Annotated in this window: 13 protein-coding genes and 1 tRNA gene; 5 read left to right on the plus strand and 9 right to left on the minus strand. The window is 62.9% G+C overall.

Going from position 1 to position 18,044, the window contains the following annotated elements; translation table 11 throughout:
- The first annotated feature begins 272 nt into the window (after positions 1-272).
- The 3 genes from D1Y85_RS24695 to D1Y85_RS24705 all read left to right on the plus strand — a co-directional run bounded on the left by D1Y85_RS24695 (position 273) and on the right by D1Y85_RS24705 (position 2,060).
- Positions 273-677, plus strand: a complete 405-nt coding sequence (locus D1Y85_RS24695) for a CidA/LrgA family protein (RefSeq protein WP_185219118.1) — start codon at positions 273-275, stop codon at positions 675-677.
- Positions 674-1,351, plus strand: coding sequence for an LrgB family protein (locus D1Y85_RS24700; protein WP_124153709.1), 678 nt, complete (start codon positions 674-676; stop codon positions 1,349-1,351). Before D1Y85_RS24695 ends, D1Y85_RS24700 begins: the two co-directional genes overlap by 4 nt.
- A gap of 121 nt (positions 1,352-1,472) precedes the next feature.
- Positions 1,473-2,060, plus strand: a complete 588-nt coding sequence (locus D1Y85_RS24705) for a BPSL1445 family SYLF domain-containing lipoprotein (RefSeq protein WP_124153710.1) — start codon at positions 1,473-1,475, stop codon at positions 2,058-2,060.
- Between the two features lie 98 nt (positions 2,061-2,158).
- Here D1Y85_RS24705 and D1Y85_RS24710 read toward each other — a convergent pair whose 3' ends face one another.
- From D1Y85_RS24710 to D1Y85_RS24740, 7 genes are all read right to left on the minus strand, one after another.
- On the minus strand, positions 2,159-3,385 hold the full coding sequence (locus D1Y85_RS24710; RefSeq protein WP_124153711.1) for a YeeE/YedE family protein: 1,227 nt from the start codon (positions 3,383-3,385) through the stop codon (positions 2,159-2,161).
- A gap of 412 nt (positions 3,386-3,797) precedes the next feature.
- The gene (gene pta, locus D1Y85_RS24715) at positions 3,798-5,990 is read right to left on the minus strand and encodes a phosphate acetyltransferase (protein WP_124153712.1); all 2,193 of its coding nucleotides are present in this window, start codon (positions 5,988-5,990) and stop codon (positions 3,798-3,800) included.
- Positions 5,991-6,005: 15 nt separating this feature from the next.
- A complete protein-coding gene (gene pflA, locus D1Y85_RS24720) occupies positions 6,006-6,773 on the minus strand; it encodes a pyruvate formate-lyase-activating protein (RefSeq protein ID WP_124153713.1) in 768 nt (255 codons plus the stop codon).
- A gap of 98 nt (positions 6,774-6,871) precedes the next feature.
- Positions 6,872-9,127 carry a formate C-acetyltransferase gene (pflB, locus tag D1Y85_RS24725; protein ID WP_124153714.1) on the minus strand — a complete coding sequence of 752 codons (2,256 nt, stop codon included), beginning with the start codon at positions 9,125-9,127 and terminating at the stop codon, positions 6,872-6,874.
- A gap of 159 nt (positions 9,128-9,286) precedes the next feature.
- Complete coding sequence (locus D1Y85_RS24730; RefSeq protein ID WP_124153715.1) at positions 9,287-10,513, minus strand: acetate/propionate family kinase; 1,227 nt, start codon at positions 10,511-10,513, stop codon at positions 9,287-9,289.
- A gap of 130 nt (positions 10,514-10,643) precedes the next feature.
- A complete protein-coding gene (locus tag D1Y85_RS24735) occupies positions 10,644-11,849 on the minus strand; it encodes an OFA family MFS transporter (RefSeq protein ID WP_124153716.1) in 1,206 nt (401 codons plus the stop codon).
- A 1,147-nt stretch (positions 11,850-12,996) separates the two neighbouring features.
- Positions 12,997-13,443 carry a MarR family winged helix-turn-helix transcriptional regulator gene (locus D1Y85_RS24740; RefSeq protein ID WP_185219119.1) on the minus strand — a complete coding sequence of 149 codons (447 nt, stop codon included), beginning with the start codon at positions 13,441-13,443 and terminating at the stop codon, positions 12,997-12,999.
- A 251-nt stretch (positions 13,444-13,694) separates the two neighbouring features.
- Between D1Y85_RS24740 and D1Y85_RS24745 the strand changes: the two genes are divergently transcribed.
- Both D1Y85_RS24745 and D1Y85_RS24750 read left to right on the plus strand, forming a co-directional pair.
- Positions 13,695-14,228: a transporter suffix domain-containing protein gene (locus D1Y85_RS24745; RefSeq protein WP_124153718.1), complete on the plus strand. Its 534-nt coding sequence runs from the start codon at positions 13,695-13,697 to the stop codon at positions 14,226-14,228.
- 628 nt (positions 14,229-14,856) lie between these two features.
- Positions 14,857-16,419 (plus strand): methyl-accepting chemotaxis protein, encoded by a 1,563-nt coding sequence (locus D1Y85_RS24750; protein WP_124153719.1) that lies wholly within the window; start codon positions 14,857-14,859, stop codon positions 16,417-16,419.
- 243 nt (positions 16,420-16,662) lie between these two features.
- Here the strand turns inward: D1Y85_RS24750 and D1Y85_RS24755 are convergent.
- Both D1Y85_RS24755 and hcaD read right to left on the minus strand, forming a co-directional pair.
- A tRNA-Val gene (locus D1Y85_RS24755) sits at positions 16,663-16,739 on the minus strand.
- A gap of 62 nt (positions 16,740-16,801) precedes the next feature.
- Positions 16,802-18,037 (minus strand): 3-phenylpropionate/cinnamic acid dioxygenase ferredoxin--NAD(+) reductase subunit, encoded by a 1,236-nt coding sequence (gene hcaD / locus D1Y85_RS24760; RefSeq protein WP_124153720.1) that lies wholly within the window; start codon positions 18,035-18,037, stop codon positions 16,802-16,804.
- Positions 18,038-18,044 lie beyond the last annotated feature (7 nt).

Genomic DNA, 18,044 nt, shown 5'->3' on the forward strand with positions numbered 1-18,044 from the left:
CCGTGAATCTCGACTTCTTCATCTGCAGAACTCCCTCTTAACGAGAAAATTCTACTTCTCCCGACGATGGATTTGCGGGGGCATTACCCATCCATCTGCAGCGTTGCAAGGATTTTTCGATCGAACTGGTCGATTTGCATAATTTAGTCAGCGAACTGTCATTAGACGAAACAAATCGACGCCAGTGGCCGTGCGCTTCGTTAAAAATGCATGAATTTTACATGTTATCGAGGCTAGCATAGACACCAGGCGATATGAAGTCGGGTCTACCTATGACAGCTCAAACACAGATGCAAACGACGGTGCCGGTTCTCGCGATCCGGAGTGTCCTCCAGGCGGGCGGGCTGATTGCGGTATTCGTCGCCTTGACGTTCGCTGGAAAATGGCTCGGCACGTCGATTAACCCGGCACTGGCCGGCTTCGTCGCGGTGCTCGCCGGGCTGTTCGCGAAGCTGGTTCCGGTGTCTTCCGTGGAGAGCGGCGCGCGCCTTCTCATCTCCCAAAGCGCGCTATTCCTGATTCCACCCGCCGTCGCGGTTGCGCGCCAACGTGACTTGCTCGCAGCGAACTGGTTGCCGATCGCTGCGATTGTCGTCGGGGGCACGGTGATTTGCGTGGTTGCGACGTCGTTTTCGGTGGAGCTTGCAACGCGCGCACTTCAGAGAGGTCGTGGATGATGGCGCTCGTCGTGGGTATGGCCGCGACACTGGCCGTCTATTTGCTCAACGTTCGCCTTCACCGGGCCTGGCGTAATGTCTTGACGTCACCTCTGATTCTCGGGCCGGCCATCCTCATCGCAGGACTTTCGCTCCTGCATGTGCCGTTCGACGCTTACCTGCAGTCGACGCATGTGCTTGTCTGGATGATTGGCCCGCTGACTTTGGCACTCGCGGTCCCGGTCTACCAGAATCGTCAGTACGTTCGACATTGGTGGCCGGTACTGCTCGTGGGCACCATCGTGTCGGGAACGACTGCGATGGTCTCTACCGTGATGCTTGCGCGGCTGTTCGACTTGCCAGCCATCGTCGAGCACAGTCTGGTGGCGCGGTCCATTTCGATGCCGTTTGCTTTCGTCGTATCGGATGAGCTTTCCGGGGCGCGGGACCTGACCACCTTGTTTGTGGTGGCAAGCGGCACCGCCGGGATGGTGCTTGGAGACGTGTTGCTCCTGGCTTTCAGAGTGAAGTCGGCACAGGCGCACGGCGCGACGCTGGGCGCAGTAGCGCAGATGGCTGGAACCATCCGCGCTCACGACCGGGGCATGCCGAATGGTGTTATGGCGAGTTTGACGATGGTTCTTGGCGGCGCCTTCACGGTGCTTGCAGCGCCGCTGGTCGTGCGGCTTATCTAGTACGCACGGCGTTCAGAGCGACCACTCTGTCCGGCGCGCCAACTGCATCGTCTCCACGTAATCAGGAGCGGGAATAGCGCTTGCGCTTACGTTCTCGTTTCCCATTTGCGTGGAGATAACGATGCAACGACGAATTTTCATCCTCACGGCGGCCGCAGCGCTCGCCACGAGTGGTTTCGGGGTCGGGGGCTGCACCACGACGCCGGGCTCGACTCCGACCGCAGCGGACAACGCATCGAAGCGTCAGTCGATTGACGCGAGTGTTGACGGCACCTTGAACAAACTCCATGCCACTGTACCGGGCTCGCGTGAACTTCTCGCGAAGGCGCGTGGCGTGCTCGTATTCCCGTCGGTGCTGCAGGCCGGGTTCATTGTCGGTGGGCAGTATGGCGAAGGCGCGCTGCGTGTAGGCGGGGAGACCGTTGGCTACTTCAACACCGTGTCGGGCTCGTTCGGCTTCCAGGCGGGCGCGCAGTCGAAGGCGATTATCTTCTGCTTCATGACGCAGGACGCGCTCAACCGCTTCCGCGCGTCGGAGGGCTGGTCAGTTGGGGCGGATGCGTCGGTGGCGCTCGTCAAGGTCGGCGCAAACGGTCTGATCGATACGACCACCGCGACCGCACCGGTCCAGGTGTTCGTCCTTACGAACGAGGGCCTGATGGGGGACGTCTCGCTGGCGGGCACGAAAGTCACGCGTCTGAACATCTAGAACCGCTTCTGGACGCTCTGAACGCGCGATGGACGCGCAAGAAAAAAGGCAAGGCGCGAGCGCCTTGCCTTTCTTCTTTGAGAGGTGAGAGCGGTGCGTCAGCAGCCGGTATTCTTCACCCGCTCCACGGCGAGCCCGAAGAGCGGACGCAGCTTCGTGCCGATCACATTGCCGAAAAATGCCGAGACGACCCACAGCCAGCCGTGCAGGCTACCCGACACGATGCCGCTGAAGTACGCGCCGATATTGCAGCCATATGCCAGGCGTGCGCCGTAGCCCATCAGCAGTCCGCCGACAATTGCCGCGATCAGCGAGCGCAGCGGCAGACGCCACACCGGCGCGAAGCGGCCGGCGAGCGAAGCGGCAACCATCGCGCCGATCACGATGCCGAAGTCCATGACCGACTTCACGTCGTGGCTGAGCGGCGCGGCGAGGGCGGCCGCGTTAGGGCCGGTGCTCCACACATGCCAGCTCGCGACGTCGATGCCCATCGCGGAGAACGCCTTGGCGCCCCACAGCGCGAACGCCGACGTGATACCCCACGGATGGCCCGAAAGCGCGAGGGTCACGAAGTTCAGGATCGCGAGCACGACGCCGCCGACGACGAGCGGCCACGGGCCGTGCAGCCAACGCGATGCGTTCGGTGCGCGCTCCACGTCGTTCACGAGACGGCCGTGACGGCGCTTTTCGATCAGCACGGTCAGCGCGGCGATCGCCGCGAACACCACGAGGTTCAGCGCGATGCCGGGGCCGACGCCGAGCGTCTTCACGAGCGAGATCGGCTGGAGATGCGGCAGTGCGGACCAGAACGGCATGTGCGCCGTACCGATCACCGAGCCGAGGATGAACGCGATCAGCGTGACGACCATCCGCGTGCTGCCGCCGCCGACCGTGAACAGCGTGCCGGAGGCACAGCCGCCGCCGAGCTGCATGCCGATGCCGAACATGAACGCGCCGATCAGGACCGACGTGCCGACGGGCGACACTTCGCCGACGACCGGATGACCGAACAGCGTGCCGGCGGAAAGCGCCGGGAAGAACAGCAGCACGCCGATCGCGAGCATCAGCATCTGCGCGCGCAGGCCGGCGCCGCGGCCATCGGCGATGAACACGCGCCACGCGGACGTGAAGCCGAACGCGGCGTGATAGAGCGTGATGCCGAGCAACGCGCCGAGGACGTACAACGCGGCCTGCTTCACGCTCACGGTCTGCGCGAGATAGATCGCGCCGAGCACGACGAGGGCGAGCGCGACGGTGAGCGACTTCGGATTGATGAAGTCGAGGCGGCGCGGCGTACCGCTGAACGACGTGGACATATCGGACATGATGAGCGGGGCGGCGCGAAAAATCGTTGAGGGAAAGGCCGCGAGTATACCTAAACGTCGCGTTGCGGCCGCCGCCTGCCAGGGGCGACGCCCCTCGACCGCAGGGGCTGGGTGCGCGCCTTTCCGCGAGCCTGAGAGCCCCGCCACACGGGGCTTTGCGGGATTCGGAGCCAGCTAACGCTGGTCGCTTAATAACCCCTCGTAATAGCGATATTTCGAATCTGCCTTGAAATCGTCATTTTTTTGCAGGCAAACGGCAAGGTTGCACCCCGGTGGCGAGAGGCGATGAACAGGTGGCGCGCCCGGTTGCGCTCTCACGCATCCGGGCCGCAACCAGAAGCTCGACGGTCCATCCTGTCGATTGAACAATGGGCTCACGCAATCTAAAGCATCGTCAGGTAGCCTGAATCATTCACGCGGCTTCGCGGGGCGCTTCGCCGAATTCTGCGCGCGGCACTGACCGCGCCGAATGGACACTTCGTGCAGCCGGGGCAGCAGCGGCGCGCTCTTTCTGAACGGTTTTGCGCGTCGCGGCCTGAATGGCGGTAAGGGCAATCGTGTACACGATGTCGTCGACGAGCGCGCCGCGCGAGAGGTCATTCACCGGCTTGCGCAGGCCCTGAAGCATCGGGCCTACCGAGACGACGTTCGCCGAGCGCTGCACAGCTTTGTAGGTCGTATTTCCCGTGTTGAGGTCGGGAAACACGAACACATTCGCGTGACCACCTAGCGGGCTCCCCGGCGCCTTCTGCCGCGCCACGTCCTCTACCGCGGCGGCGTCGTACTGGATCGGACCATCGATCACAAGATCGGGGCGCAAGCGTCGCGCGATCGCGGTCGCCTCCTTGACCTTCTCCACGTCCGCGCCCGCGCCGGAGGTTCCGGTCGAATAAGAGATCATCGCGACGCGCGGGTCGATGCCGAAGGCCCGCGCACTGTCCGCCGACTGGATGGCGATTTGCGCGAGTTCCTCGGCGTTCGGATCAGGGTTGATCGCACAGTCGCCATACACGAACACCTGGTCGGGCATCAGCATGAAGAACACACTCGATACGAGCGGCGAGTCCGGCAACGTGCGAATCAGTTGAAGCGCTGGGCGCACCGTATTGGCCGTCGTATGGACCGCGCCGGAGACGAGGCCGTCCACCTCGCCGGTGGCGAGCATCATGGTGCCCAGCACGACCGTGTCCTCCAGTTGCTGGTGCGCCTGAAGTTCGGTCAGGCCCTTCGCGCGGCGCAATTCCACCATCGGCGCGACATAGTGTTCGCGAACTACTTCGGGGTCCACAATTTCGACATTCGCGGGCAGCTCGATGCCGTGACCGGCGGCCACGGCGCGAATGGTTTCCGGCGATCCGAGCAGCACGCAGCGTGCAATGCCGCGCGCGGCACACAGTGCCGCGGCCTGGATAGTGCGAGGCTCGTCGCCTTCGGGCAGCACGATCCGGCGATTGGCGGCCCGCGCCGATTCGACAAGGCGCGTGCGGAATATCGGCGGCGACATCAGCGGCATCACTGGCACGTCCAGACGCGCGACCAGCGGTGCAGTCATGATTCGCTCCCCGATGAAATCGATAACCTGCTCCATGCGCTCGGCGTCGCCGCGGCCGATATGGCTCGACAGGTTCGCGAGGCGCGACGCGACGTGGAACGTATCCTCGTCGGTGCCGAGAATTGGCAAGTGATCCAGTGGACGTCCCCTGAACAGCCCCGCCAGTTCGGCGGGCAGCGCGCCCCCGCCAGTGAGAAGCATGCCTGCGATCGGCATGCCGCGAAGCGCGGCCAGGGCGACGGCAAGCATCGCGTCGGCCCTGTCTGAGGGCAGCACGACCAGCGTTCCTGGACGCAGGTGCGGTAGCAGTTTTTCCGGCGAACTCGCGGCGACGAGCACGTTTTGCACCCGCGCGGGTGCGGTCGCGCCGGTGCGCAGGACGCGCAAGCCGAGATTACTGACGACGTCGATCAATCGTGGCGAAAGCAGATGCTCGGCCGTTGGCACGGTCGCGAGCACGGGGGTGCCGTCCGCGAGTGTTTCGGATAACTTATTTTCTGCCGACGTTTCGGGCTGAACGTCCGCATGGTTCACGAGCACGCCCGCGAGCGGGCGCCGGCCGCCATCGCCGTACTGTTCGGCTGCTCCTGCGGCGATTGCGTCGAGGTCGTCGATACCACGCGCGCGTGCCGAGACCACCGGAATGAGTTCGGCGCCGAGCGCGCGGACGATTTCGATGTTCAGGCGTGTCGCGATCTGGAAGTCGACATCCGGAATCAGACCTTCGACCACAACGATCTGATTACCTTCGCCCGCTGCGTCCACGTTCGACACCACGTCCTCCATCAGGCCCGCGAGATCGCCCGCACGAACCCGTTCGATCGCGCGGGTATAGGCAATCGGTTCCAGCGTTTGCGTGCTGCACAGCGTGCGCGCGAAATACCCCGAGAGGTCGGGCTCGGCCGCGTCCGCCTCGGCCTGCGCGACCGGTTTCGCGAACCCGACGCGAACGCCAGCAAGCTGCAGCGCGCGCACGAGTCCGAGCGCCATCGACGTAAGGCCGGCGTCACGTGACACCGGAACGAGATAAAAGATACGTGCTGTGTTGCTCATGATCTGGTTTTTCCCTTATTCGGCCGGCAGGCCGCGCTCACGCAGGATCTGGACAGCCTCGGCAACCTTTGCAGCCGAGGGTGGTTTGACGTAGGCCAGCTTGTAGTCGAGGTCGAGGGATTTCCATTTGTGTGCGCCGAGTTGATGAAAGGGCAGTACATCGACACGCTTGACGATCGGACCCAGTTCGCGCAGAAAGTCACCGAGCTGCGCGATGTGGACGGGATCGTCGGTGAGGCCGGGTACCAGCACGTAACGGATCCACACGGATTTATTCAGATGCGCGAGGCGCCGCGCGAACGCGAGCGTCGGTGCGAGGTCGACGCGGGTCAGCTTCCGGTAGTGTGCCGGGTCGATATGCTTGATATCGAGCAGCACGAGATCCACAGCGTCGAGCCATGTGTCGCTGACCGTGCCGCCGAGGTAACCCTGTGTGTCGAGCGCGGTGTGCAGATTGAGCTCGTTGCGGAGCCGTTTGAGCAGTTCGCCAACGAACGCGCGTTGCGCGAGCGGCTCGCCGCCTGAGACCGTCACGCCACCTGTGAAGCGCAGGAATCGCGCGTAGGGGCGGATCTCTTCTACGGCTTCGTCAACGGTAATCTCGCGCCCGGACGAAAAGCGCCACGTGTCCGGGTTGTGGCAGTACTGGCAGCGCAGGGGGCAGCCAGAGAAGAAGTAGACGAAGCGCACGCCAGGACCGTCGGCCGCCGCGCCGGTGTCCACCGAGTGAAGCAGGCCGCGCGGCACTGCTGCTTTCGCGAGGACGCGGCGCGGGGCTTGCATGCGGTGGATTGTCGGAGTGTGAACGGCGGGGTACATGGCGTGTCCTTGATGATCGGTTTGCCGGACCGGTTGCGAAGGCATCCGGCCCGGCGTGGGGCTTAGAGCGAAGCGTGGAATGTTCGCGAAATAACGTCGAGTTGCTGTTCGCGCGTCAGTTTCACGAAGTTCACGGCGTAACCGGAAACCCGAATGGTGAGTTGCGGGTACTTCTCCGGATGCTCCATGGCGTCGATCAGCGTTTCGCGGTTGAACACGTTCACGTTGACGTGGTGTCCGCGTGCGTGAGCGAACGCATCGAGGCAGTTCGCGAGATTGCGCCTGCGCTCATCCGGACGCCGGCCGAGCGCATCGGGCGTGGCCGATGCCGTCCACGAAATGCCGTCGAGCGCGCACCAGTAGGGGATCTTCGCAACCGAAGCGCCCGCCGCGACGAAGCCCTTCGTATCGCGGCCGTTCATCGGATTCGCGCCAGGCGCAAATGGCTCGCCCGCGCGGCGGCCATCCGGCGTGTTGCCCGTCTTCTTGCCGTACACCACATTCGACGTGATGGTGAGCACGGACTGCGTCGGCACCGATTCGCGATAGAAGTACGGTTGCGCCGTAATCTTCTTCATGAACGTCTCGGTCAGCCATACGGCAATCTGGTCGACGCGGTCGTCGTTGTTGCCATACGCCGGATATTCACCCTCGATCACGTAGTCCACCGCGAGTCCCGCCTCGTTACGCACTACTTTGACCTTCGCATAACGGATGGCCGAAAGGCTGTCTGCGGCGACCGACAGGCCGGCGATGCCACAGGCCATCGTGCGCAGGATGTCGCGATCATGAAGCGCCATTTCGATACGCTCGTAGGCGTACTTGTCGTGCATGTAGTGGATGGCGTTGAGCGCCTTGACATACGTGCGGGCCAGCCAGTCCATCAACGGATCGAGCTTCGCCACCACTTCCTCGTACTCGAGCACGTCGCCCCTGATCGGTTCGAAGCCTTCGGCAACCAACTTGCCGCTTACCTCGTCCACGCCGCCGTTGATTGCGTACAGCAGAGTTTTGGCGAGGTTCGCGCGCGCGCCGAAGAACTGCATTTGCTTGCCGATGCGCATGGCTGACACGCAGCAGGCGATGCCGTAGTCGTCGCCCCATTGAGGACGCATCAGGTCGTCGTTTTCGTACTGGATCGACGATGTCTGGACCGAGACCTCCGCGCAGTAGTCCTTGAAGCCCTGAGGCAGCTTTTCGGACCAGAGCACGGTGAGGTTAGGCTCGGGAGCCGGCCCCAGATTGAACAGCGTTTGCAGGATGCGGAAGCTCGAGCGCGAAACGAGCGTACGGCCGTCCTCGCCCATGCCGCCGATCGCCTCGGTTACCCACGTCGGGTCGCCGGAGAACAGCTGGTCGTAGTCGGGCGTGCGCAGGAAGCGGACGATGCGAAGCTTGATCACGAGATCGTCGAAGAGCTCCTGCACCTCTTCCTCGGTGATGAGTTCACGCGCCAGATCTCGCTCGATATAGATGTCGAGGAAGGTCGTGATACGGCCAAGCGACATCGCCGCGCCGTTCTGTTCCTTGACCGCCGCGAGGTAGGCGAAATAGGTCCATTGCACCGCTTCGCGCGCGGTCAGAGCGGGCCGTGCGATGTCGTAGCCGTAGCTCGCCGCCATGGTCTTCAGTTCTTCGAGCGCGCGATACTGTTCGGAGAGTTCTTCGCGTGTGAGCAGCGTCTTCTCGTCGAACACGGCGTTGTCCAGTTCGTGGAAGGCACGCTGGCGATCGCGCTGGAGCGCGTCGACGCCGTAAAGCGCCACGCGCCGGTAGTCGCCGATGATCCGGCCGCGGCCGTAGGCATCGGGCAGACCCGTGATGATCCCGGACTTGCGTGCGGCGAGCACATCGGGCGAATAGACGTCGAAAATGCCCTGGTTGTGGCTCTTGCGATAGAGCGTCCAGATTTCCTTGATGATCGGATCGAGCTTGAAGCCATACGCCTCAAGACCCGATTCAACCATGCGCAGCCCGCCATTGGGCATGATCGCGCGCTTGAGCGGGGCGTCGGTTTGCAGACCGACGATGAGTTCATTGGCGCGGTCGATGTAGCCGGGCGCGTGTGCGGTAATGGACGCTGCACGGTCGGCGGAAACGTCGAGGACGCCCTTTTCGCGCTCGGCCTTAAGCAGAACCGAAAGCGTGTTCCACAAAGCCTGGGTTCGTGCAGTCGGCCCCGCGAGGAACGAATTGTCGCCTTCGTACGGCGTGTAGTTGAGCTGGATGAAGCTGCGCACGTCCACCGACGATTGCCACGGGCCCTCGACAAAACCTGCCCAGGGGTCTGCTTTCCATTCATGCGAGACTACGTTCATTCTGAAACTCCATCTATCTAGTTTGCTAGTACCGCTTGTGGCGGCGCGTTACGAATCGATACTTCCAGTCGGCGGATACGCTCGACCTGTCTTTTTCCGTTTGATCTACAGTTCTTCTCGCTCATTGTTCGAGCGAGGCGCATCACCTTTGGAGCCCCATCAAGCGGCGCGCAAAAGTCCCTGCTGATGCAGCCCGGCAATGCGAATCGCGTCACGCGCGATCATCGCTTCCTCGTCCGTCGGGATGACCCACGCCTGGGTGTGTGAGCCGCGGTCGATTCGCCCGCATGCGCCACCCACCATCCGGCGATTCGTCTGGGCGTGCAGGACGAAAGAGAAGGCGCGAAGGCGGTTGAGCACCATCTCCCTCAAGCGCGCCGAATTCTCGCCAATGCCACCGGTGAAGATGACGCCGTCGAAGCGGGTCAGCGATGTCGCGAGCGCACCGATATAGCGCACGACGCGGTGAGTAAATACATCGAGGGCGAGCTCCGCGCTCTGATCGCCAAAATCGGCTGCATCCTCGAGCGTCCTGAAGTCGCTCGACAGTTCAGAGATGCCGAGCAATCCCGAGTCGCGATTCAAGAGGGCTTCGACACCTGCGAGGTTCAACTGCGCGACACGCCCGATCTGCGCTGCAGCGCCGATGTCCAGATCGCCCGAGCGCGTGCCCATGACGAGGCCCTCGAGCGGGGTGAACCCCATCGTCGTATCGCAGCTTTTGCCGTTACGCACCGCGCAGGCCGAAGCGCCGTTGCCGAGGTGGACAATCACCAGTCCGTGATCGTCAGGGTCGAGGCCAAGCAGTTCGACGGCCCGCTCCGAAACATAGCGGAAGGACGTGCCGTGAAAACCGTAGCGGCGGATTCCGTGATCGCGATAGAAGCGCTGGGGAATCGCGTAGGTGAACGCTTCGACGGGCATGGTCTGATGAAACGCCGTATCGAAGACCGCGACCTGCGGTATCGACGGAAGGAGTTCGCTGCAGGCACGAATGCCGAGCAGATTCGCCGCGTTGTGCAAGGGCGCGAAATCAGTGCACGCCTCGATATTGCGAATGACTTCGGGCGTGATGCGAGCTGATTCGGTGAAGCGCTCGCCGCCGTGCACGACACGGTGACCGACTGCTCTCACGCGCTTGATCCAGCCGTTGCTTTTCACGAGCGAGAGGATCGCGCGGAGCGCGTTCTGGTGTCCGGTGCTGGTGAGTTCTTCGGTGAATCTTTCACCGTTCTGCCGAACGATCAGCCGGGCCGGTCCAGACGTGCAGAGTGATTCGGCGATACCACTGAGCAGCGGGCTGCTGCCGTCAGCCGGCAGCAGCTTGAACTTCACCGACGACGATCCGCTGTTTACGACGAGCACAAGTGGTTGTTGGTCTGACATGGTGGTACCCAGGAATTCAAAACGGTTCTTTGCCCAGGGCAGGCGAGGTGAGCGCCCCCGCAGTGAAGGCGCGGGGGCTGCACCTGGCTTGCACCTGAAAGGTGTTGTTACTTCCATCCTCGGTCGGGCGTTATGCCTGGCCGCCGGCAGCTTGCAGCGGAGCAGAGGCGGGCCGAGGGGGGCGGATAAACAGCACGATCGAGAGAGACACGGCGCACAGGGCGATGATCGCGAAGAAGGTGCCTTGCAGACCGCCACCCAATATCCCGATGAGTGCGCCAGTCAGCGCGCTGAGACCGAAGCCCTGATAGACCAGGCCGTAGATCTGGGTGACATTCTTCACACCGAAGTAGTCGCCGACCATTGCCGGATAGACCGTCAGGCATCCACCGAAGCTGAAGGTGATCGCCGCCATGGAGACGAGGAAAATCGGCTTCGAAAGCGGAGCGAAGAGCAGGAGACACACGCCGCTCAGCATCAACACCAGTGCGAGAGCGATAGCAGGCTTGCGGCCGACGTGGTCGGACCCGGGGCCCAGGATCAACCGCCCGGCGATGTTGGCCAGCGCCATGATCGAGACTGCTTCCGCAGCTTCCGCGGCAGTGAGGTCGACGAGACGAATGCCGACGTCGGTTGCGATGCTGATGGAATAAAGACCGCCCATGCAGGTGGTGAACAGCATCACGAAGATAAGGTACGCCTGCGGCATGCGAAGGACTTCGCGCAGGCTATAGCCCGTCTTCGCGGGGGCACCGGCTGTGTCCTGCGGAGCGCTGGTGAGCAGCGGGGTAATGCCAATGAGCAAAACGGAAATCAGGATTCCCCAGAACGCGAACGCACTCGATACGCCGAATTCGTGGAGCAATGCGACGTTGACGTACTTGAAGACAAAGCTGCCCAGTCCGTATGCGCTGATCGAAAGTCCGGAAATCAGGCCCTTGCGCTCCGGCATCCAGCGAATCATGTTGGAGAGCGTGAGCATGTAGCTGACACCGTTGGCAAAGCCGACCATGACGCCCGCGGTCAGATACAGTTGCCAGAGGGAGCTGACACGGGAGGCGAGAAACAACCCGGCGACGAGCAGGATGGCTGAGCCGATAACCGTTTTCCGGATGCCGAACTTGCGCTCAAGCGGGCCGGAAGCAGACGCCCCGAGCGCGAGAAAAACGGTAGTGAAGGCGAAGGTGAGTGCGACCTTGCCGAGCGGCCAGCCGAACTGGGTGACCAAAGGCTGGTTAAAGAGACTCCATGTATAAATGGAGCCAAGCACGAGTTGCGCGACAAGCGTGCCGAGCAGGACGACCCATGGCCGTTTGGAGTTAGAGATCTGATTCATGAAGTTTCCGTTCTTCACTGAAGGCGAGTGATAGCGTTCTTGCAGTGCATGAGCTGGACAAGCGCGTGGCGTTAGCGAGTAAAATTTTCTTTGAACAATGCATAGGTATCCTTAATACAAATGTTTCGACTGCGCCCTTGATAGACATTCGCGCCGACACACGGACTCGCGCCGGCGGAATTCGCCGGATTCGCTGCTTTTGTCCTTGGCAAAGGCTCGGTGAGATAGCGGCCGTATCTGCCAAATCCGACTGCTACCTCGTTGCTGCTGCAAAACGGAAAATGCGGGTACGGATCTGGTAGTGACTCGCTTCGGCGTGAAGCGTCATTCAGATCGCGTTATGTGGCGACGCACCGTAGTTGATAAATCAACTATAGGCTTGTCTGTAAGGAATTTGTATGTGTCACCGCGTCGCAATCTCTTATTTGGCAGCGACAAGTTCGCGGTTGTTACCGGAAGCGTCAATTGATGGGCGAATGATCCGTGATACTGAACGCGTCCTTGTGCGGAAAGTTAGCTAACCAGAATTCAGGCGAGGCAGCCTTTTCCGTCGATGTGCGCTGGCGGGAAGCCTCCGCCCGGCTTCGCTGACCCGGAACACCGGCGCCGGACATGAACGACCGCTCGCTCAAGCGCAAGTCCGCTTGCCTGTGCGCGACGCGTTGTCGCGAGCATCGGCGGTGCGGCAACAGCTGTTTTGGTCACTCACGGAGCGTGCCGAGCCACGAACAGCCATGCGGGATCGGAAAAATGGGTGCCGCGATCGCATTTGCGTTTTCGCGTTGCGCGGAAACCGGAGCTTCTCTCCAGGCGTTCTCACGTCCGAACAAGCACGTTCTGGCTGGTAGTGACCCGAAATCGATACGCGCGCGATTCGGCGATCAACGAGGGAAAGAGCGTCCCGACCCTGCGAACGCTTTGATGGGGTGAGCGAGTCGTCGAGCGCAAGAACGAGGTCGTCACGACACTCGGGAGATCAACGGCGGCCGGCAGGGGAGCAGCGCCCCATGGCTGAACCTGGGACGCAAATCAGATTCTGAGGTGGTCGAGGACGCGGGGCGAGCGGCTGGAGAAGGTAAGCCCCGAAACGCCGATACACGAGCCACCGAACGGTACGACGATGGCTCGCGCATTCGCGGCACACGCGTCAGACGCTTTCCCAGCCGGAGGCGGTTAGCACCTTGTCCAGAAGATAGCGTAACGTCGCAACTTCTGAGTCATCGAGGCAGCTGTACAGGTCCTGGTCGCGAATCTTCATCGTCGGCCCGACTTTCCTGAAGACTTTCTTGCCCGAGGCGGTCAGCGAGATGATCACACTGCGACCATCCTGACGATTGCTTCCGCTCGCGACCATCTCCCTGGAAAGGAGGGCCTCGACTGTACGGCTCGCCTGACCTTTATCGAGGTTGGCTCGCCGCGATATATCCATGAGGGTCTGCGGGCCGAACGTGCCGATGACGGCGATCACATTCGCCTCCGGATAAGGCAGACCCAGCTGCTCGCGAGCCAATTCGCTGCTCTTGCGATCAGCGATTCTGTTCAGCGCTTTCAGACGGTACGTCAGAGACTGGGTGGGCGACTCAGGGTGTTCCATAGGCATCGCTCGGAAAATTTAAGGTGCTGTTACGGTTCCAGGATGCTATGTTGGACGGACCATGGCGGGAGGTCAACGTTGCCGTAAAACGGCGGGCCTTGAAAACGTGATCCAGGGAAAGGTCTGCAACGATTCGACGAGCGTCCGGCAAGAGTCCTCACAGGCTACCGCCGATGATAGACGTTGGATCCTGGCCGCCGGGACGCTTCCGCGCTCGCCGGAGGCCGGACTCCTCACCCAGGAGGGGGCACATGACGATTCCCGACACGCGGGCCAAAATCGTCGATTCGGGCACCTGGCGCTTCCGTGCCGGCATCGGCGTCTTCGTGCTGGCCTACGCGGCCTGGGTGCTCGTCCCTCTCGCAGCCCTTGCCGGCATATCTGCCGCTGGCATCGCGACGCTGACCGGCGCGATCGTGGTTGCCAACAAACTTATGCTGCTGGCCTGTGTCGCGGTCATGGGCAAGCCCGGATTCGAGCGGCTGAAGGTTCACCTGTTGCGCCACTTCAGGCCGCTTTTCCCCGCCGATACCGTGGGGCCGGTGCGCTACGCCATCGGCCTCGTGATGTTCTGCCTGCCTCTGGTGTCAGGCATGCTAGAGCCCTACGTGGATGCGATCTGGCCCGGGCTGCTGCCACATCGGTGGGAGGTGCAGTTGCTTGGCGACCTGATGCTGGTTGCCAGCTTCCTGGTGCTCGGCGGCGATTTCTGGAACAAGTTTCGAGCGCTGTTCATCCGTTCCGCGAGAGTGGTGGATGACGGCGAATCCCGGTCTCGCGGATGACCCAAACTGCTGATTGACGGCAACCTGCGTCGCCTGAGCCCTTTCGACCGCTGCTGCGAACGATCGCTTCTGGGTCACCGGCTGGAATTTCGTTGCCGAGGTGACCCTCGCGTTTCTCGCGCTTCTCGCGCTCGGACGAATGCCATCGGCGCCTTTCCGGATATCGATGTTAAATACTGCTAACGAGTTTGCGAGGCAGGTGCCGTGAATGTCGATCTTTCCGGGCATCGCGATCGTCCTGACGGTGCTCCCTGGATTGATGGAGCGGAAGCGGCGGGGTGTGCGCGCGAGTGGGGTGTAAATATTGGGCATGGCGGAACGGGACAGCGAAACGCAACATGCGCGAGCGCGCGGAAGAAGGGGGATCGTCACGCCCGGGTACGACAGGTCGAAAAAAGGGTAAGCGTGGGCGCGGCATCACGGCGTGCGCTGGCTCATCGTCCGCAGCCACTTGCCGGGTGCGGTGTCGCGCCTTCGGGTGCGCCACGCAGCCGACCGTATTGCCCGCACCGGCAACATGGCTATTCCCTCATGGATAGTCCCTATGCAGCCGGGCGTCCCGCATGCCGTTATCGGTAACGATGCGCGCTCTTGCGCGCCGGCCCACTCGCTACGCTACGGACACGCCATGCTAAAGAACGTCACTATCCGCGGTGGACTTACCTTTGTTATCGGCAGCTTCATCGCGTTCCTGTTGATCATGATCGGGGTGGCCTACGGTTCGTTGAAGCTGACGAACGACAGCCTCACTGAAATCCGTGCAGGTGCGCAGTCGCTCGTTGCACTCAAGACGAGTTCGGAGAAGTTGCTGCAGGTGCGTCTCGCGCTTGGCGGCTATGAGACGCTCTTCAACGTCGGCAAGGCCACGCCGCAGATGCTCGATCAAGCCCATCACGTGCTCGCCGATTCGAACGATCAGTTCCGCAGCTACAGCGCGGGCCCGTTTGCCGGCGACGAAGCCCGGCTCGTGCAGGCGGTTGCGCAGACGCGCGCGGCGCTCGTCGATCAGGCGCTGGAGCCGGAGTACAAGGCACTGGTCGACGATGATTTCAGCACCTTCCGCACGATCCAGGGTGAAACCGCCAATCGTTACTACGCCGACTACGCCAAGGCGATCGACGCGCTCGAACAATGGCACGTCACGCAAGAGCAGCGCGAGGCCGACACCGCAGCGCAACGCTTCAACGTCTCGGTCATCGTGTTTGGTGTGATCGGCGTCGTGGGCATCGCACTTGGGCTCATTGCGCGCGCGGGTCTCTCGACGGCCGTCATCAAGCCTGTGAATCAGATGATCCGTCACTTCCAGCGCATCGCGGCAGGCGATCTGGGCGTGGACGTGCGCGTGCGCTCGACCAACGAGATGGGCCAGTTGCTCGGCGCGCTCATGCAGATGCGCGACGGGCTGACGGGTACCGTTTCGCGCGTGCGCGGCAGCACGCAGGAGATCGCGCTTGGCGCGAACCAGATCTCGGCGGGCAACGCCGACCTGTCCAGCCGCACGTCGCAGCAGGCCGCCGCGCTCCAGGAGACGGCGGCGAGTCTCCATGAATTGTCGGGCACGGTGCGCCAGAACACGGCGAGCGCGAAAGAGGCGAGCGGTCTTGCGCAGGGCGCGCTCGACACGGTCTCGCACGGCGCGGACGTCGTTGCGCGCGTGAACGTGACGATGAACGAGATCTCGGCGTCGTCGCGCAAGGTGGAGGAGATCACCGGCATCATCGAGGGCATCGCGTTCCAGACCAACATTCTCGCGCTCAATGCGGCCGTCGAAGCGGCGCGCGCGGGCGAGCAGGGACGCGGCTTCGCCGTGGTCGCGAGCGAAGTGCGCAGCCTCGCTCAGCGCTCGGGGACTGCGGCCAAGGAAATCAAGGAACTGATCTCCGCTTCCGTCGCGACGGTTGGATCGGGCGCGCGGCTCGTCGAAGACGCGCGCGACACGATGGACGCCGCGCGTACCGCCGTCTCGCACGTGAACGACATCATGCGCGAGATTGAAGCGGCGACGCTCGAACAGAGCGACGGCATCGAGCAGGTCAATCACGCGATCGCGCAGATCGACGAAGCCACGCAGCGTAACGCGGCGCTTGTGGAAGAGGTGGCGGCGTCGGCGCAGTCGCTCGAGTCACAGGCGGAAGTGCTGCGCGATGCGGTGGCCGTGTTCAAGGTGAGCGACGGTGCGCGGAGCCGGTGACGTTCAAGGCGCGCGGCGGCCTGAGCGGAAATGAAGGATTTGCTCTGGCATCCGAACAATACGGCGCTCGACTGAGCGCCGTATTGCCGACACCTGAACACAGCAGCAGAAAAAGCGCCTGAATAAAGAAAATGACGCATTCCCGCGAGGGAGTGCGTCATTGTCGATGGTGCTGCTTTGTTCGTAGCTTATTTGCTACTTATTCGCTGCTTTGTGCGTTGCTTCATTCGTTGCTTCATTCGTTGGTAGGCTCGATTGGACTCGAACCAACGACCCCCACCATGTCAAGGTGGTGCTCTAACCAGCTGAGCTACGAGCCTGTCGAGGCGCGAATTATAGAGACACTCGTGTGCGCTTGCAAGCGCTTTTCGAGCATCGCCATTCAGGCCGCTTCGCGCGCGAGGTCGCGCAGGTTGCGTGTCGCGTCGACGAGCACCTCGCGCGCTATGCGTGCGCGCTTGCCGATCAGCGCTTTGGCGCTGCGCATGTCACGTCCCTGATTCACCGTGATCGCACCCACCACGGCGCCATCGCCGTCGAGGCCGAAGAGCACGCACGGCGGCGCGGCGAGCGAGCCGCGCGCGAGCCATTCGGGCGCAGCCATGTCGCCCGCGAACTGGATGTTCAGGCCGCACTGGTCGGTCCAGAACCAGGGCGCGTCGGCGGATTCGGGCTCCGATTCGGGATCAAGCGCGAGCATCGCGCGTGCAGCCGTCACGGCCTGGCGGTTCGCGTTCTCCCAGGTTTCCTCGCGCACGGCGCGGCCGTTCGGGGCGCGGCGGCAGGCGGCGTCGCCGGCCGCGTAGATGTCGGGATGCGACGTGCGGCACTGCGCATCGACGACGATCCCGTTGTCGATGTCGAGCCCGGCCATGCGCGCGAGCGTCGTCTCCGGTTCGACGCCGATGCCGTAGATCACGGCATCGCCCGCGCAACGCGTGCCGTCCTGCAGCGTCAGCACGATTTCATCCCCTTCACGCGCGGCCGAAACGATCGGCACGCCAAGATGCAGCGAGACGCCGCGCGCGCGATGAACGTCGCAGAGGTGCTCGCTTAGCATGGGCGGCGAGCAGCGCATCATCGCCCGCGGGGCCTGTTCGATCACCGTGGCCTCGGCGCCGAGATCGACCGCGCTCGATGCCAGTTCCAGGCCGATCACGCCCGCGCCGACCAGTAGCACGCGGCGTCCGGGTTTAAGCACAGCGTGCAGGCGGCGTGCGTCGTCGAGCGTGCGCAGCGTGTGGATGCCGTCGCCGAGCGCGTCGAGCATCGGCAGGCGGCGCACCCGTGCGCCGGTGGCGAGCAGGAGCTTGTCGAAGACGATCGTCGTGCCGTCCTGCAGCGCGAGGGTGCGCGCGTGCGGATCGAGTCCCACGACCGGCACGCCGAGACGCAGTTCGATCGACTGTTGCTGATAGAAGTCGTCGGCGTGGATCGCACAGCGCGCGGTATCCGGCTGCAACAGGACGTCCTTCGAGAGCGGCGGGCGCTCGTAGGGCGCGTGTGGTTCGTCGCCGATCAGCACGACGCGGCCCGTGTAACCCTGGCGGCGCAGTTCCGCCGCCGCGGTGGCGCCGGCCTGGCCCGCGCCGACGATGGCAATGGTCGATGCGCTCATCGTGCGT

Source organism: Paraburkholderia dinghuensis, from assembly GCF_003837865.1.
Taxonomy (GTDB): domain Bacteria; phylum Pseudomonadota; class Gammaproteobacteria; order Burkholderiales; family Burkholderiaceae; genus Paraburkholderia; species Paraburkholderia dinghuensis.

Excerpts from the sequence above, each read along its gene's own strand:
- D1Y85_RS24705 (WP_124153710.1), top strand. The coding sequence starts at position 1,473 with ATGCAACGACGAATTTTCATCCTCACGGCGGCCGCAGCGCTCGCCACG.
- D1Y85_RS24735 (WP_124153716.1), bottom strand. The coding sequence starts at position 11,849 with ATGAATCAGATCTCTAACTCCAAACGGCCATGGGTCGTCCTGCTCGGC.
- D1Y85_RS24700 (WP_124153709.1), top strand. The coding sequence starts at position 674 with ATGATGGCGCTCGTCGTGGGTATGGCCGCGACACTGGCCGTCTATTTG.
- pta (WP_124153712.1), bottom strand. The coding sequence starts at position 5,990 with ATGAGCAACACAGCACGTATCTTTTATCTCGTTCCGGTGTCACGTGAC.
- D1Y85_RS24745 (WP_124153718.1), top strand. The coding sequence starts at position 13,695 with ATGACGATTCCCGACACGCGGGCCAAAATCGTCGATTCGGGCACCTGG.
- D1Y85_RS24750 (WP_124153719.1), top strand. The coding sequence starts at position 14,857 with ATGCTAAAGAACGTCACTATCCGCGGTGGACTTACCTTTGTTATCGGC.
- D1Y85_RS24695 (WP_185219118.1), top strand. The coding sequence starts at position 273 with ATGACAGCTCAAACACAGATGCAAACGACGGTGCCGGTTCTCGCGATC.
- D1Y85_RS24730 (WP_124153715.1), bottom strand. The coding sequence starts at position 10,513 with ATGTCAGACCAACAACCACTTGTGCTCGTCGTAAACAGCGGATCGTCG.
- pflA (WP_124153713.1), bottom strand. The coding sequence starts at position 6,773 with ATGCAAGCCCCGCGCCGCGTCCTCGCGAAAGCAGCAGTGCCGCGCGGC.
- D1Y85_RS24740 (WP_185219119.1), bottom strand. The coding sequence starts at position 13,443 with ATGGAACACCCTGAGTCGCCCACCCAGTCTCTGACGTACCGTCTGAAA.
- pflB (WP_124153714.1), bottom strand. The coding sequence starts at position 9,127 with ATGAACGTAGTCTCGCATGAATGGAAAGCAGACCCCTGGGCAGGTTTT.
- D1Y85_RS24710 (WP_124153711.1), bottom strand. The coding sequence starts at position 3,385 with ATGTCCGATATGTCCACGTCGTTCAGCGGTACGCCGCGCCGCCTCGAC.
- hcaD (WP_124153720.1), bottom strand. The coding sequence starts at position 18,037 with ATGAGCGCATCGACCATTGCCATCGTCGGCGCGGGCCAGGCCGGCGCC.